Here is a 15,034-nt window from a genome sequence, read left to right as displayed (position 1 = left end):
CGATGGGCGCGGTGACCGACGCCTGGACCTGGCTGACGACGGGCGCGAACTGGCAGGGGGAGAGCGGTGTCTGGCACCGGCTCGCCGAACACCTGTGGTTCAGCGGGGTGTGCCTGGCGGTCTCCTGTCTGATCGCCCTGCCGCTGGCGCTCTGGCTCGGGCACATCGGCCGGGGCGGCGCCCTCGCCGTCAACGTCTCCAACGTGGGGCGCGCGGTGCCCACGCTCGCGGTGCTCGTCCTGCTCACGCTCACCCCGCTCGGCCGACACGGCGGGCTCCCGGTGATCGTCGCCCTGGTGCTGTTCGCCGTACCGCCGCTGCTCACCAACGCGTACCTCGGAATGCGTGAGGTGGACCGGTCGGTCGTCGAGGCGGCGCGGGGGATGGGCATGTCGGGCGGGCAGCTGTTCTGGCGGGTGGAACTCCCGCTGGCGTACCCGATGGTGATGACGGGTCTACGGCTGGCGACGGTCCAGGTGATCGCGACCGCGACGCTCGCGGCGATGGCCGGCCAGGGCGGCCTGGGCCGGATCATCACGGCGGGCTTCAACACGTACAACACCCCACAGGTGGTGGCGGGGGCGCTGATCGTGGGTGCGCTGGCCCTGCTGGTGGAAGGACTGCTGGTGGCGCTCGGGCGGATGTTCGACCCGACATTTTCCACACCCGGACGGAGACGGAGAACGTGATGAACAGGACCTCGCGCATCGCAGGCGCGGTACTGGGCGCGATGGCACTGACCGGCGGGCTCGCCGCGTGCGGTGGCGGCAGCCTGGAGGAGCGCGGCGGGGCGGACGGCGGATCGCCGGCGTCCGGCGGCGGCAAGGGCGCGCTGGTCATCGGATCGGCGGGGTTCACCGAGGCCAACGTGCTGGCGGAGCTCTACGCCCAGGTGCTGAAGGACGCCGGGTACGACACCTCCATCAAGACGGTGGAGAACCGGGAGCTCTACGAACCGTCCCTGGAGAACGGGGAGATCGACGTCGTACCGGAATACGCGGCTACGCTTGCGGAATTCCTCAACGCGAAGGTGAACGGACCCAAGGCGCCCGAGGAGAAGCCGGTCGCCTCCAGCGATGTCACCGCGACCGTCGCCGCCCTGGAGAAGCTCGCCGGACCGCGCGGACTGAAGGTCCTCCCGGCCGGTACGGCGGTCGATCAGAACGCATTCGCCGTCACCCGGGAATTCGCCGACAAGAACAACCTCAAGACGCTTTCCGACCTCGGCAGGTCGAAGCTGAAGGTGAAGATCGCCGCCGGTGACGAGTGCGAGATACGGCCGTTCTGCGCGCCCGGCCTGAAGAAGACGTACGGGATCGATGTGACGGGCATCGACCCCAAGGGCGTCGGCACGCCCCAGTCCAAGCAGGCCGTGAAGGACGGCATCGACCAGCTCGTCCTCACCACGACCACCGACGCCACGCTGGAGAACTTCGGGCTGGTGCTGCTGGAGGACGACAAGAAGCTGCAGAACGCGGACAATGTGCTTCCGGTCGTCAATGCGAAGGACGCCGGTTCGACCGAGATCGCCGACGCCCTCGGCAAGATCACCAAGGCGCTGACGACCGCCGATCTGGTCGAGTTGAACAGGAAGGTCGACGCCGAACGGGCAAAGCCCGCCGACGTGGCGAAGGCATACCTGGAGTCCAAGGGACTGATCGAGAAGTAGCCGCCGGCGGCCCGGCCCGGACGATGGCGAAAACATTGCCGGGCCGACGCCCCATACGACACCTACGCACGGTAAATTTCAGGCCATGCCACGTGGACGCCACCGCCATTCACCACCCCTGCACCGGCTTCTGTCGCCTTCGGCGGTCGCCGGAGCGTCGGTTCTCTGTGCTTCGGGCGCCTGGCTCCTCGCGGATCCGCTGATCCTGCGCCTCCTCGCCGCCGCCGCGGCCGCCGCGGCCGTCACCGGCGCGGTCCTCATGCGCAGTTGGGACCGCGCGGCCGGCCGCCGCGTCGCCGAGCTGACCCGCGCGCGGGCCGGCGACCAGTGGCGGACCGAGGAGCGGATAGCCGAGCTGGAGACCGACCTCGAAGAGTCCCGCGAACTACGGGCCAAACTCGACGCCAAGCTGCGCGCCAAGCGTGTCGAGCTCGCCGGCCTCCGCAACGAGCACGCCGAACTCCTCCGCCGGTACGCCACCGCCGAGACGGAGCGGGCCAGCGCGCTGGAAGGCCGCCGCCGACTCGCCCTCGAAGCCACCGCCTCCACCACCCCGGCCGACGGCACCGCGCCCACGGGCTCCGACGCCACCGGAACGGCGAAGGAACTCCCCGCCGCGCCCTCGACACCGACCGCCGCGGCATACCGCGAGGCCGCCAGGGCCCTGGAGAACCTGACGCGCAACGCCGCGGTCCAGGAAGCCCGCCGGATCGCCGACGCCATCACGAAGCCCGACTCCGGGGCCGGCACCGGATCCGCCGCGTCCGCGATGCGCACCGTCCCGGCGGCGGCCGCGATCGTCCCGTACACCGCGCAGCGCCGCGCCCCCCGCCCCGAGGGAGGCTTCGACTTCTTCGGCACCCAGAAGGCCCTGGAGAAGGGCGGGCGGAAAGCGACCGCCGCCATCGAGGCCGTACAGCACGAGGACCTCGCGGACGTGGTCGGCGAGGAGGTCCTCGCCGACCAGCACCAGCGGCCGGCGGCCGAGCAGCCGAAGAGCCAGACGCCGAAGGACGGGCAGCCGAAGGACGAGCGGCTGAAGAGCGAGCAGCCGAAGGACCAGCGGTCGGACGACGAGCAGCCGAAGGTCCAGCGCCGGTCGGACGAGCGCGCCGTCGGCAAGGTCATCGACCTGACCGTGCACGACGAGACCGAACAGATCGACGTCGCCGGACTGCGGGACGCGGTCAGCTCCTGAACCCGGTTGGTGTGAGGATGCCGGGTGGGCTCAGGTGCCCACCCGGCCTACCGGGCCCCACCTGGCCTACCGGGCCCACCCGGCCTACCGGGCCCAGCCGAACCCCGCCCCGCCCCGCGTCTACTTGTCGATGTCGCCGACGACGAAGAAGAACGAACCGAGGATCGCCACCATGTCCGAGACCAGCGTGTTCGGCAGCAGCTCGGTCAACGCCTGGATGTTGTTGTACGACGCGGAGCGCAGCTTCAGCCGGTACGGGGTCTTCTCACCCTTGGAGACCAGGTAGTAGCCGTTGATGCCGAGCGGGTTCTCCGTCCAGGCGTACGTATGACCCTCGGGCGCCTTCAGGACCTTCGGCAGCCGCTGGTTGATCGGCCCGGGCGGCAGCTCGGCGATCCGGTCCAGACAGGCGTCCGCCAGCTCCAGCGCGTTGTGGCTCTGCTCCAGCAGACACTCGAAGCGCGCCAGGCAGTCGCCCTCCTCACGGGTGACCACCTTCAGCGTGTCCTGGAGCTCCCCGTACGCGAGATACGGCTCGTCGCGGCGCAGGTCGAAGTCCACACCGGACGCGCGGGCGATCGGGCCACTCACCCCGTACGCGTGCGCGATCTCCGGGGACAGCACGCCCACGCCCCGGGTACGCCCCCGGAAGATCTCGTTGCCGAGGACTAGCCGGTCGTACACGTCCATCCGGGAGCGCGCGGTGGCGACGGCCTCACGGGCCCGGCCCAGCCAGCCGGCCGGCAGGTCCTCCTTCAGACCACCCACCCGGTTGAACATGTAGTGGATCCGCCCGCCGGAGACCTCCTCCATCACGTGCTGGAGGTCCTCCCGCTCGCGGAACGCGTGGAAGATCGGGGTGATACCACCCAGTTCGAGTGGGTACGAGCCGAGGAACATCAGATGGTTCAGGACCCGGTTCAGCTCCGCGAGCAGCGTCCGCGTCCACACGGCGCGCTCGGGAACCTCCATGCCGAGCATCCGCTCGACGGCCATGACGACACCGAGCTCGTTGGAGAACGCGGACAACCAGTCGTGGCGGTTGGCCAGCATCACGATCTGCCGGTAGTCGCGGGCCTCGAACAGCTTCTCGGCACCGCGGTGCATATAGCCGACGACCGGCTCGGCATGCCGGATCACCTCGCCGTCGAGGACGAGGCGCAGGCGGAGCACACCATGGGTAGAAGGGTGCTGCGGCCCGATGTTGAGCACCATGTCGGTGCTCTCAGCGGCACCGCCGATGCCGACCGTGGTCTCCCTGGACTGGGTGCTCTCCGTCATGCCGGACAGTATCCCCCTTCCGGGACGTGCTGGAGCAGCCAGGCGAAGTCCCCGAGACCACCGCGCGCGGTCAGCTCGGCGGCCTCCCCGGCCCCGGCCAGGGCACGGACATAGGCGGCGGGGTCGCTCGACGCGAGCGCCAGCGGCGGCCGCTCCCCGGACACCCCGAGACGGCGCAGCGCCTCACGCTGGGACATCAGCTCGGTGGCGCCGGGCTCGGTGCGGGCGCGGCGGCCCGCTTCGGCGCAGGCGTCCAAGGCCACATGGGCCGTGATGTCGCATGTGCCGTCCGGCACCGGCGCCACCTCCCGGCCGCCGCGGAAACCGCTCAGCGTCCCGAACGGCGGCCGGGCCGCCGCCCCGTGCGCGTAATCCACCGCGACCGCCATCCCGCCCGCCAGCGTGGACACCACCCGCGCCCACGCCGCGTCCCGGGGCCGCCCGATCTCGGCGCGCTCGCCCGGCTCCCGCAACGGCCACCACCGCTCCAGCCACGCGGCGTCCGCGCCGCCCACCGGCGCACCCAGCCGCTCGGTGCCGTCCCGCCGCACCTCCACGTACCGGGGCGTACCGCTCTCGTCGACCTGGGCCACCTCCACCGGGACGTTGTCCAGCCACTCGTTCGCGAACAGCAGGCCCCGCACCCCGGCAGGCGGCCGGGCGGTCCACTCGACCCGCGGGTCCAGACCGGCGGGCCGGGCGGCGCGTTCGACGGCGTACGCCCGTACCCGCAGGCCCTCCGGCAGCGCGGCGAGCACACCCGTGATCAGCTCGCCCCGGCCCGCGCCCATGTCGACGAAGGCGACCTCGTCCGCCCCGTCCCCGCTGCCCGCGCCGCCCGCGCCCAGCTCCTCGGCGACCCGCACCAGCAGCCGGGCGACCGCGGCGGCGAACAGGGGCGAGGCGTGCACGGACGTACGGAAGTGGCCGGCCGGGCCCTCGGGCCGCAGATAGAAGCCGCCGGGCCCGTACAGCGCGTCCTCCGTGGCCTCACGCCACCCGCGCCACACCGGACCGCCGGCCTCGCCCCCGCCCCCAGCCCCGGCCCCGCCCCCAGCCCCGGCCTCGCCCCCGCCCCCAGCCCCGGCCCCGCCCCCGCCCCCGGCACCGGCCCCATCGGCCGCACAGGCCCCACTGGCCCTATCTGGCCCGCCAGCCCCCGCGTCCCCATCCGCGCCCGATGCCGCGATGCCCCCGCCACCACCGCCGGAACCCTCGTAACGCCCCGCCCGACCGGAGGCCGCAGTGCCCCCGCCACCACCGCCGGAACCCTCGTAGCGACCCGCCCGACCCGTCTCATCCATCACGGGACCCAGTCTCCACCTTGCGGAGTACGCCTCCGCCGGGCGGATCGCCCCTCCGGTTGACCCCTGCACCTATCGGCTTCCCTACGCTGGGTTACGTGCAGCGCCTCTATGACTTCCTCCGCAGACACCCGACGGGCGTCGACAGCTTCTGGGCTGCGCTGCTCTTCGCGTTCTCCATGCTGTGGGTGGCCGAGGTCCCGGTCGGGGCCGAGCCGCCCGCCGTGGCCGCCGTCATCGTGCTGCTGCTCTGCCTCGTCGTCGCGCTGCGCCGCAAGGCGCCCGAGAAGATGCTGCTGCTCGCGGCTGCCCTCGGGGTCGCCCAACTGGTCCTGGACATCGCCACGAACCCGGCCGACTTCGCGATGCTCGTCGTCATCTACACCGTCGCCGCGCACGACGGAGCCCGCTGGGCGTCCCGCTTCGCGCTGATCGGGGGAGTGTGCGCGGCACCGATCTCGCAGGTGCGCTGGCCCGTCGAGAACGTCTCGGTCCCCGGCAAGATCTTCTTCACCGTCGTGATGACCGTGCCGTTCGTCCTCGCCTGGGTCCTCGGCGACTCCATGCGGACCCGCCGCGCCTACTTCGCGCAGCTTGAGGAACGCGCGTCCCGACTGGAACGCGAACGGGAGGCACAGGCCAAGGTCGCCGTCGCCGCCGAACGCGCCCGCATCGCCCGCGAACTCCACGACGTCGTCGCCCACAACGTGTCCGTCATGGTCGTCCAGGCCGACGGCGCCGCCTACGTCCTCGACAACTCGCCCGACCAGGCCCGGCAGGCGCTCCAGACCATCTCGACCACCGGCCGCCAGGCACTCGCGGAGATGCGCAGGCTCCTCGGCGTACTCCGTACCGGCGAACACCAGGAAGCCGGCGAGTACGTGCCGCAGCCCGATGTGCAGCAGATCGAGGACCTGGTGGAGCAGGTGCGCAGCACGGGCCTCGCCGTCGACTTCAAGATCGAGGGCACGCCGCGTCCGCTCGCGCGCGGCGTCGAACTCACCGCGTACCGCATCGTCCAGGAGGCGCTGACGAACACGCGCAAGCACGGCGGCCCCGACGCCGGAGCGAGCGTGCGGCTCGTCTACTTCGACGACGGACTGGGGCTCCTCGTCGAGGACGACGGGAGGGGAGCGCCGCACGAGGTGTACGAGGACGGCGGCGCCGACGGGCAGGGACACGGCCTGATCGGTATGCGCGAGCGGGTCGGCATGGTCGGCGGGACCCTGGACGCGGGGCCCCGGCCGGGCGGCGGCTTCCGCATCAGCGCGCTGCTCCCGCTCAAGCCGGAAAGCAACTGACCCCGGTGCGCGCGCCCACCCCCCGCTCCACCCCCTCCCCCCTTCCCCCCTTCTCCCTTCCCCTTCCCCCCCTCCTCTTCCAACCCTCCCCGCTGTCCCGCTGTCCCCGACCTCGTAGAAGGAACCCAGCATGGCGATCCGCGTGATGCTCGTTGACGACCAGGTGCTGCTGCGCACCGGATTCCGCATGGTGCTCGCCGCCCAGCCGGACATGGAGGTCGTGGCGGAGGCCGGTGACGGCGCCGAGGCCATCGACATCCTGCGGTCCACCGCCGTCGACGTCGTCCTGATGGACGTACGGATGCCCCGCCTCGACGGGGTCGAGGCGACCCGGCGGATCTGCGCCGAGCCCGACGCGCCGAAGGTGCTCATCCTCACCACCTTCGACCTGGACGAGTACGCCTTCTCCGGGCTCAAGGCCGGTGCCAGCGGCTTCATGCTGAAGGACGTGCCGCCCGGCGAGCTGCTCGCCGCCATCCGCTCGGTGCACAGCGGCGACGCGGTCGTCGCGCCGTCGACGACACGGCGGCTGCTGGACCGTTTCTCTCCGCTGCTGCCGTCCACCGGCAAGGAGCCGCAGCACAAGACCCTGGAACGGCTCACCGAACGGGAACGCGAGGTCATGCTGCTCGTCGCCCAGGGCCTGTCGAACGGCGAGATCGCGGCCCGGCTCGTGCTGTCGGAAGCCACCGTCAAGACCCATGTCGGGCGCATCCTCACCAAGCTGGGCCTGCGCGACCGCGTCCAGGTCGTGGTCCTCGCGTACGAGACGGGCCTGGTGCGCGCGGGTGGCGGTGCCATCGGCTGAGGTGGCCGGAACGGTACGGGCCTCCGGGGAGGCGGGCGGCGAAGTGCGGCCGCCGGACAGCGGCCTCGGGCCAACTCCGCTCCACGTCCGCGCCACCGCCCGGTCATAGCGCGGGCACGTCCGCCCCGTCGTACCCGTCCGCCCCGTCGTACCTGACCCGCCCGTCCTACCCCACCGGCCCGTCCTCATCGACCGGCCTGTCCTAGCGGAGCACCGTCTCCAGGAAGTCGCTGCCGATACGGGCGACCGCCGCCACGTCCAGCTGGTGCAGCACATAGCGGCCGCGACGCCGCGTCGACACGAGCCCGGCCTTCTTCAGCACCGACAGATGCCGGGACACCTCCGGCGAGGTGATGTCGTGCGAGTCGGCCAGCTCGCTCGTCGTGTACGCGGCGCGCGCCAGCTGCCGGCACAGCCGCATCCGCATCGGATGCGCCAGCGCCTCCATCCGCAGCTGGAGCAGCTCCACGGAGGCGGGGCCCGGCAGTTCGGGCGCACCGACCGGATAGTGCACGACAGGACGCCAGCCGGGTGCGTGCAACACCATCAGATGCGGCCAGCCGAAACTGGACGGCAGGAACAGCACCCCCGGGCCGACCGCCGGGTCGACGGCGGTCGTCCGCCCGTGCGCCAGCTTGTCGACCTGGATGCAGCGCCGGCCGTCGGCCTGCTCGTCGAGCGTCACGGCCTGCGACACGGCATGCAGCGCATCCGCCAGGCCCTTGCGGCGCAGCACCTCGTTCTTGTGCCGGGCGTCGGCGGCGAGACCCGGCGCGACCCGGCGCCAGGTGTCGGCGAAGAACGCCTCGTCGCAGTCCTCGAACAGACGCCGCAGCCAAGCGCGCACGCCGCTGGGGTCGTCCAGCATCCGCCGGGTGAATTCGAGCTGCTTGGGCCCCCGGTTCGCGGCGAGTTCGAGCGCCCGCTCGGGACGCACGGGCCCACCGACAGCGTACGAACTGGAGCAGGTGAACTCCAGCGCCGCCGTCACGAACCGCTCCTCGTCCAGCTGGTCCAGCAGATCCAGCTCGTCGGCGAGCGTCGCACCGGGCCGGCCGTCGCCACCCCGGAGCCCGGCGTAGGGCATCAGGACGTCGGAGAACATCGTCGTCCAGAGGAAGTTCGCCTCATGAAGCCGGTCCGCCAGGTCCGGTTTGAGCCCGGCGGCCGTCGCCGTCGCCCAGCCGTGCAGCCCCGGGTGGTGCGCCGGCTCGGCCAGCGCGTGCAGCGCCACGCCCAGCTCGGCGAGGGGCGAGATCTCGAAGAGGACGCGCTCGGGCGGCAGGCCGGTGATGTCGATGCTCACGCTCACCCAACCATGGTGACGGGTCGCGCGGCGAGAGCCGCGTTCACTTGACGGGCCTCGTCAATCGACGCGTGCGTGGCGGAACGGCGGACGCAGCCTGAAGTCATGAACGCGACGCAACAGCACATGATCGACATCTACCGGGCGGCCCAGCACGGCGAAGCCCCGCCGCCGCTGCCGGGCCGCGACGACACGGCGACGCTCCGCATGATCCGTCCCGCCTCCCCCCGGCCCCCGCGTACCGCTTGGCCATCTCGGCCGGGCGCACCGCTAGCCCCCGCCGGCCGAGCGCACGGGTAGGCGTACCGACCGCCCGTTTCCGGCCGGTGGCCGCCCAGGCCCGGGGCGGCTAGCGGCGGCCTCGCGCGAGGGCCAGGAAGTCGTTCACCGCGTCCAGCACGTCCTGGTGCGTCCAGGTCAGACCTGGGGCGGTGACCGTGACCTCCGTGACGGCGACGCCCGGGGGGCCCGCCGGGACGGGGGCGAACCAGCGGCGGAACAGGCCCACACCGGTGTCCTCCGCCTGGCGCACGGAGGCTTCCGTGAGCGCTTCGGGGTCGTACGGGAGCCACACCTGGAACTGGTGGGTGTGGGGCTGTTCCGGGTGCACCCGGAACCACGGCACGCCCGCCGCCTCGAACCCTTCCCGGAGCGCCGCCGCCACGACGCGGGCGTGCGCCACGTACGACGGCAGTCTCGGCAGCTCCCGCTCCAGACCCAGCAGCGCCGCCAGCGCCGCCGGGTGCTGCTGGAACAGCACGCCCCCGTAGCGGTGCCGCCATGCCCGTGCCTCGTCCACCAGGGACTCCGGGCCCACCAGCGCCGCGCCCGACAGCCCGTCCAGGGACTTGTAGAATGACACGTACACACTGTCCGCGAGGCCCGCGATCTCCGGCAGCCCACGCCCGAAGTGCGTCGCGGACTCCCACAGCCGCGCGCCGTCGAAGTGCACCACCGCGTCCCGCTCCCGCGCGGCCTCCACCACCTCCTCCAGTTCGTCCCATTCCGGCAGCAGGAACCCCGCCTCCCGCAGCGGCAGCTCCAGCATCAGCGTTCCGAACGGCTCGTCCATGCCCCGTATCTCGGCGGCCGTCGGCAACCGGGCCGCGTTCGTCGGGTGGACCGTCCGCAGCCCGCTCACCGCCCCGAGCGCTCGCCGCTCGTGCTGCTCCGGGTGTGCGAGCGGATGCAGCGCCACGGTCGGGTTGCCCGTACGCCCCGCCCAGCAGCGCAGCGCCACCTGCTGGGCCATGGTCCCGGTGGGGAAGAACACGGCCGCCGGGAATCCGAGCAGCGTGGCCACCCGTCGCTCCAGCTCCTCGACCACCCCGTCCCCGTACAGGTCGACCCCGTCGTCCAGGTCGCACACCGAGCCCGCGTCCTCGGCCAGGGACGCCAGCCGTTCCCCGAGCGTGGCGTCCGCCGAGGAGCGCCACAGCACCTTCCGCGCCGCTCTCCAGGCGGCGAACCTGCGTCGCTTCTCCTCCTGTTCCGTCGCTTGTTCCCCCAGTTGTGCCGCTAGCTGGTCTCCCAGCTGTTCATTCACCTGTTCACTCAGCTGTTCATCCGGCTGTTCATCCGGCTCTTCATCCAGCTGTTCCCCATGACCGCGTTCGCGGCAGTGTTCATGGCGCCGCTCATCCGGCTGCTCACGGCTCATGTCGTCACCCGGCTGCTCATGGCCCTGTTCACGGCCCACGCCGTCACCCTGCTCCTGGACGTCGTGCCGTCCGACGTGTGGTCCGTGGTGCCCATCGTCATCGGTCATCCATCGATCATCCACCGCACTGTCCACAGGTGGCTGTGATTATCGGACCGGCTCTCGTGGCCTGTGGACAGCGCGGTGACGGCGCGAAACGCTGGCGTAGCATGACGAGAAATCGTCCGGTACCCACCGAGGACTGGAACGGAAGGCCGTCGACGCGTGAATCCAGCACCAGAACCCCGCCCCGCCCGGCTCACCGTCGGCGTCGTAGGCGCCGGCCGGGTGGGTCCCGCCCTTGCCGCGTCCCTGCGGCTGGCCGGGCACCGGCCCGTGGCCGTCTCCGGCGTATCGGACGCCTCCGTGCGGCGCGCGGCCGAGCTGCTCCCCGGCGTACCCGTCGTCCCGCCCGCCCAGGTGCTGGAACGCGCCGAGCTGGTGCTGCTCACCGTCCCGGACGACGCCCTGTCCGGTCTGGTCGAGGGCCTCGCCGAGACCGGAGCCGTGCGCCCGGGCCAGCTCCTGGTGCACACCTCGGGCCGGTACGGGGTCGCGGTCCTCGACCCGGCCCGCCGAGCCGGAGCGCTGCCGCTCGCCCTGCACCCGGCCATGACGTTCACCGGTACCAGCGTGGACGTGCAGCGGCTGGCCGGTTGCTCGTTCGGCGTCACCGCCCCCGACGAGCTGCGCCTCGCCGCCGAGGCGCTGGTCATCGAGATGGGCGGCGAGCCCGAGTGGATCGCCGAGGAGGCGCGTCCGCTCTACCACGCGGCCCTCGCCCTCGGGGCGAACCATCTGGTCACCCTGGTGGCCCAGTCCATGGAACTGCTTCGTACGGCGGGTGTCGCCGCGCCCGACCGGATGCTCGGCCCGCTCCTCGGCGCCGCGCTCGACAACGCGTTGCGGTCCGGTGACGCCGCCCTCACGGGTCCGGTCGCTCGCGGTGACGCGGGGACGGTCGCCGCGCACGTCGCCGAGCTGCGCAAGCACGCCCCCGCGACCGTCGCCGGGTATCTGGCGATGGCCCGTACGACCGCCGACCGGGCGCTCGCCCACGGTCTGCTCAAGCCCGAGCTGGCCGAGGACCTGCTCGGGGTACTCGCCGAGCGACCCGCCACGCCCCTCGCGGGCTCCCACGACAGCCATGAGGCGCCCGGCCCGGGGACCGGCGGACCCGGGGCCGGCGGTCCCGACGACGCCGAAGGCCCGGAAGGAGACACCAGCCGATGAGCGACACGCTCGGCAGCACGACGGCCGGCGGCGGCACCGCGAACGGCCTGTCCGCGAACCCCGGCGTGTCCGGCCGCGCCTTCCGGCTGGTCCGCACCCGCGCGGAGCTGGATCACGCCTTGGACCAGGCGCTGGACGAGGCCGTGGACATGGGCCAGGCCGCCATGGACCAGGCCATGGACCAGGCCGTGGGCCAGGCGCTGCGCCACGGGCCGGGCCGGACGCAGGACCACGACCACATAGCGAGCGGGGCAGCGCAGCCGGGCACGTACCGGGGCGCCGCGGGCCGTGCGCGCGCCCGTACCGCCGTCGTCATGACCATGGGCGCCCTCCACGACGGTCACGCCACCCTCATCCGTACCGCCAGGCGGCACGTCGGCCGCGAGGGCTTCGTCGTCGTCACCGTCTTCGTCAACCCGCTCCAGTTCGGCGCGGGTGAGGACCTCGACCGCTACCCCCGCACGCTCGACGCCGACCTGAAGACCGCCGAGGCGGCGGGCGCCGACGCCGTGTTCGCCCCGTCCGTGGACGAGGTGTACCCGGGCGGCGAGCCACAGGTCCGGATCACCGCGGGCCCCATGGGGGAGCGGCTGGAAGGCGCGTCCCGCCCGGGGCACTTCGACGGCATGCTCACCGTCGTCGCGAAACTGCTCCACCTCACCCGCCCCGACGTGGCGTTCTTCGGCCAGAAGGACGCCCAGCAGCTCGCCCTGATCCGCCGCATGGCCCGTGACCTGAACTTCCGGGCCGAGATCGTCGGCGTACCGACCGTGCGCGAGGCCGACGGGCTCGCCCTGTCCAGCCGCAACAGGTACCTGTCGCACCGGGAGCGGCGCACCGCCCTCGCCCTCTCGGGCGCGCTGTTCGCGGCCCACGACCGGCTCGCCGCCCAGCAGGCCCTGCTCGCCCGCGCCCGGTCGCTGCCCGCCTCGGAGAGCCGTGCGGAGGCGCGTGCGGAGGCCCTGTCCCGGATCGGCGAGGCGCGGGCGGCGGCTGACGCGCACGCGGTGGCCCAGGCGGCCCCCGGTGGCGCCGACGCGGTACGCGCGGCGGCCCGGGCGGTGCTGGACGAGGCGGCGAAGGCGGAGCCGCCGCTCGTCCTCGACTACCTGGCCCTGGTGGATCCGGCCGACTTCACGGAGGTCCCCGACGACTACACGGGCGAGGCGATCCTGGCGGTCGCCGCGAAGGTGGGCAGCACGCGTCTCATCGACAACCTGCCCCTGACCTTCGGCGCGCCCGGGCCCACGCACACGCCGCCCCGGACCACCCCCGCACCCGCCGGGACCACCCAGACGCCGCCTGGCACGGCCGACACGCCGCCCCGGGCCACCCCCGCACCGCCCGGGACCACCCCCGCACCGCCTGGGACCACGCACACACCCCCTGGCACCGCCGACATGCCGCGTGGCACCTCCCGCAGTTCCCGAACTCCCCGCACGCCCGATACGCCACCCCGCAGCACCCGCACGGCGCCCCGCACCGCCGATACGCCCAGCACCACCACGAGCGACCCCGGAGCCCCCGCATGACCGGCATACGACTCCAGGCCCCGGCCCCCGGCTGGGCCCTCGACGCGGACGTGGTCGTCGTCGGCTCCGGCGTCGCCGGGCTGACCGCGGCCCTGCGCTGCACGGCCGCCGGGCTGCGTACCGTCGTCGTCACCAAGGCCCGCCTCGACGACGGCTCCACGCGGTGGGCGCAGGGCGGCATCGCGGCAGCGCTCGGCGACGGCGACACGCCTGACCAGCACCGGGACGACACGCTCGTCGCGGGCGCCGGCCTGTGCGACGAGGAGGCCGTGCACGCCCTGGTCACCGAGGGCCCCGACGCCGTACGCAGGCTCATCGCCACCGGCGCCCGGTTCGACACCGACGACACGGGCACCATCGAGCTGACCCGCGAGGGCGGCCACCACCGGCGCCGCATCGCCCACGCGGGCGGCGACGCGACGGGCGCCGAGATCTCCCGAGCCCTGGTGGAGGCCGTACGCGAGCGCGCGGTCCGCACCATCGAGAACGCCCTCGTCCTGGACCTCCTCACGGACGCCGACGGCCGTACGGCCGGGGTGACGCTGCACGTCATGGGCGAGGGCCAGCACGACGGCGTCGGCGCGGTCCACGCCCCGGCGGTGGTCCTCGCGACCGGCGGCATGGGCCAGGTCTTCTCGGCCACCACCAACCCGGCGGTCTCCACCGGCGACGGTGTGGCGCTCGCGCTGCGGGCCGGTGCCGAGGTGAGCGACCTGGAGTTCGTCCAGTTCCACCCCACCGTCCTGTTCCTCGGCCCGGACGCGGAGGGCCAGCAGCCGCTGGTCTCGGAGGCGGTACGGGGCGAGGGCGCCCATCTGGTCGACGCGGACGGCGTCCGGTTCATGGTCGGGCAGCACGAGCTGGCCGAGCTGGCCCCGCGCGACATCGTCGCCAAGGGCATCATGCGCCGTATGCGCGAGCAGGGTGCCGCGCACATGTACCTAGACGCCCGCCACTTCGGCGCCGAGATGTGGGAGTCCCGTTTCCCGACGATCCTCGCCTCCTGCCGCGCCCATGGCTTCGACCCGGTGACCGAGCCGATCCCGGTCGCCCCCGCCGCCCACTACGCGTCCGGCGGTGTCCGCACCGATCTCCACGGCCGTACGACCGTGCCCGGCCTGTACGCGTGCGGCGAGGTCGCCTGTACGGGCGTCCACGGCGCGAACCGGCTGGCGTCGAACTCGCTCCTGGAGGGCCTGGTCTTCGCGGAGCGCATCGCCGACGACATCGCGGCCCGCAGGGTCGAGGCCGGTGCCCCCGTGCCGCACCCCGTTCCGCGGGTGCTGCCGCTGCTCGACCCGGCCGCCCGGTCCCGTATCCAGCACGTGATGACGGGCGGTGCCGGAGTGCTGCGCTCCGCCGCCAGTCTCGCCGAGGCCGCCGACCGGCTGGAGGCCGTCCACGGCGAAGCCGTGAGCGCCGCGCACAAGGCGGCCGAGCCCGGGGTCGAGTCCTGGGAGACCACGAACCTGCTGTGCGTGGCGCGGGTGCTGGTCGCCGCCGCGCGCCGCCGCGAGGAGACCCGGGGCTGCCACTGGCGTGAGGACCATCCGGACCGGGACGACACGGTGTGGCGCCGCCACCTCGTCGTACGCCTCGCGCCGGACCGGACCCTGCAGGTCCGCACCACGGCCACCCAGGACTTCCCCCCGACGACCGCGACGACCGCGACGGCCTCGCCGACCTCGACAACCTCGACAACG

The 15,034-nt window shown here is 73.1% G+C and carries 11 protein-coding genes and 2 pseudogenes; 9 read left to right on the top strand and 4 right to left on the bottom strand.

What is annotated here, in order from left to right; translation table 11 throughout:
* The first annotated feature begins 2 nt into the window (after window positions 1-2).
* The 3 genes from ACGF5U_RS30130 to ACGF5U_RS30120 all read left to right on the top strand — a co-directional run bounded on the left by ACGF5U_RS30130 (window position 3) and on the right by ACGF5U_RS30120 (window position 2,867).
* Window positions 3-689, top strand: coding sequence for an ABC transporter permease (locus ACGF5U_RS30130; protein WP_392717793.1), 687 nt, complete (start codon window positions 3-5; stop codon window positions 687-689).
* Window positions 689-1,669: a glycine betaine ABC transporter substrate-binding protein gene (locus ACGF5U_RS30125; protein ID WP_392717791.1), complete on the top strand. Its 981-nt coding sequence runs from the start codon at window positions 689-691 to the stop codon at window positions 1,667-1,669. Before ACGF5U_RS30130 ends, ACGF5U_RS30125 begins: the two co-directional genes overlap by 1 nt.
* A gap of 85 nt (window positions 1,670-1,754) precedes the next feature.
* Complete coding sequence (locus ACGF5U_RS30120; RefSeq protein ID WP_392717789.1) at window positions 1,755-2,867, top strand: hypothetical protein; 1,113 nt, start codon at window positions 1,755-1,757, stop codon at window positions 2,865-2,867.
* Between the two features lie 120 nt (window positions 2,868-2,987).
* Here ACGF5U_RS30120 and ACGF5U_RS30115 read toward each other — a convergent pair whose 3' ends face one another.
* Window positions 2,988-4,148 (bottom strand): NADH-quinone oxidoreductase subunit D, encoded by a 1,161-nt coding sequence (locus tag ACGF5U_RS30115; protein WP_392717787.1) that lies wholly within the window; start codon window positions 4,146-4,148, stop codon window positions 2,988-2,990.
* Window positions 4,145-5,158 (bottom strand): SAM-dependent methyltransferase, encoded by a 1,014-nt coding sequence (locus tag ACGF5U_RS30110; protein WP_392717785.1) that lies wholly within the window; start codon window positions 5,156-5,158, stop codon window positions 4,145-4,147. Before ACGF5U_RS30110 ends, ACGF5U_RS30115 begins: the two co-directional genes overlap by 4 nt.
* Window positions 5,159-5,550: 392 nt before the next feature.
* Between ACGF5U_RS30110 and ACGF5U_RS30105 the strand changes: the two genes are divergently transcribed.
* Window positions 5,551-6,753: a sensor histidine kinase gene (locus tag ACGF5U_RS30105; protein WP_392717783.1), complete on the top strand. Its 1,203-nt coding sequence runs from the start codon at window positions 5,551-5,553 to the stop codon at window positions 6,751-6,753.
* A gap of 130 nt (window positions 6,754-6,883) precedes the next feature.
* On the top strand, window positions 6,884-7,561 hold the full coding sequence (locus ACGF5U_RS30100) for a response regulator (protein ID WP_392717781.1): 678 nt from the start codon (window positions 6,884-6,886) through the stop codon (window positions 7,559-7,561).
* Between the two features lie 202 nt (window positions 7,562-7,763).
* Here ACGF5U_RS30100 and ACGF5U_RS30095 read toward each other — a convergent pair whose 3' ends face one another.
* Together ACGF5U_RS30095 and ACGF5U_RS30090 are read right to left on the bottom strand one after the other, a co-directional pair.
* Window positions 7,764-8,867: a DUF5937 family protein gene (locus ACGF5U_RS30095; protein ID WP_392717919.1), complete on the bottom strand. Its 1,104-nt coding sequence runs from the start codon at window positions 8,865-8,867 to the stop codon at window positions 7,764-7,766.
* Window positions 8,868-9,216: 349 nt separating this feature from the next.
* Window positions 9,217-10,413: a threonine aldolase family protein gene (locus tag ACGF5U_RS30090; RefSeq protein WP_392717779.1), complete on the bottom strand. Its 1,197-nt coding sequence runs from the start codon at window positions 10,411-10,413 to the stop codon at window positions 9,217-9,219.
* Between the two features lie 57 nt (window positions 10,414-10,470).
* Between ACGF5U_RS30090 and ACGF5U_RS30085 the strand changes: the two genes are divergently transcribed.
* From ACGF5U_RS30085 to ACGF5U_RS30070, 4 genes and pseudogenes are all read left to right on the top strand, one after another.
* On the top strand, window positions 10,471-10,674 hold the full coding sequence (locus ACGF5U_RS30085; RefSeq protein ID WP_392717777.1) for a hypothetical protein: 204 nt from the start codon (window positions 10,471-10,473) through the stop codon (window positions 10,672-10,674).
* Between the two features lie 117 nt (window positions 10,675-10,791).
* Complete coding sequence (locus ACGF5U_RS30080; RefSeq protein ID WP_392717775.1) at window positions 10,792-11,799, top strand: Rossmann-like and DUF2520 domain-containing protein; 1,008 nt, start codon at window positions 10,792-10,794, stop codon at window positions 11,797-11,799.
* A gap of 164 nt (window positions 11,800-11,963) precedes the next feature.
* A pseudogene (gene panC / locus ACGF5U_RS30075) lies at window positions 11,964-13,037 on the top strand (pantoate--beta-alanine ligase); the annotation flags it as partial.
* A gap of 290 nt (window positions 13,038-13,327) precedes the next feature.
* Window positions 13,328-14,986: pseudogene (locus ACGF5U_RS30070) on the top strand (L-aspartate oxidase); the annotation flags it as partial.
* Between the last annotated feature and the right edge of the window lie 48 nt (window positions 14,987-15,034).

The sequence above is a fragment of the Streptomyces sp. NPDC047886 genome, from assembly GCF_043204435.1.
Classification (GTDB): Bacteria; Actinomycetota; Actinomycetes; order Streptomycetales; family Streptomycetaceae; genus Streptomyces.
This window is presented reverse-complemented; position numbering and strand designations above follow the sequence as displayed.

Coding starts and splice junctions, on each gene's coding strand:
- ACGF5U_RS30130 (WP_392717793.1), top strand. CDS start 3: ATGGGCGCGGTGACCGACGCCTGGACCTGGCTGACGACGGGCGCGAAC.
- ACGF5U_RS30125 (WP_392717791.1), top strand. CDS start 689: ATGAACAGGACCTCGCGCATCGCAGGCGCGGTACTGGGCGCGATGGCA.
- ACGF5U_RS30120 (WP_392717789.1), top strand. CDS start 1,755: ATGCCACGTGGACGCCACCGCCATTCACCACCCCTGCACCGGCTTCTG.
- ACGF5U_RS30115 (WP_392717787.1), bottom strand. CDS start 4,148: ATGACGGAGAGCACCCAGTCCAGGGAGACCACGGTCGGCATCGGCGGT.
- ACGF5U_RS30100 (WP_392717781.1), top strand. CDS start 6,884: ATGGCGATCCGCGTGATGCTCGTTGACGACCAGGTGCTGCTGCGCACC.
- ACGF5U_RS30085 (WP_392717777.1), top strand. CDS start 10,471: ATGACCGCGTTCGCGGCAGTGTTCATGGCGCCGCTCATCCGGCTGCTC.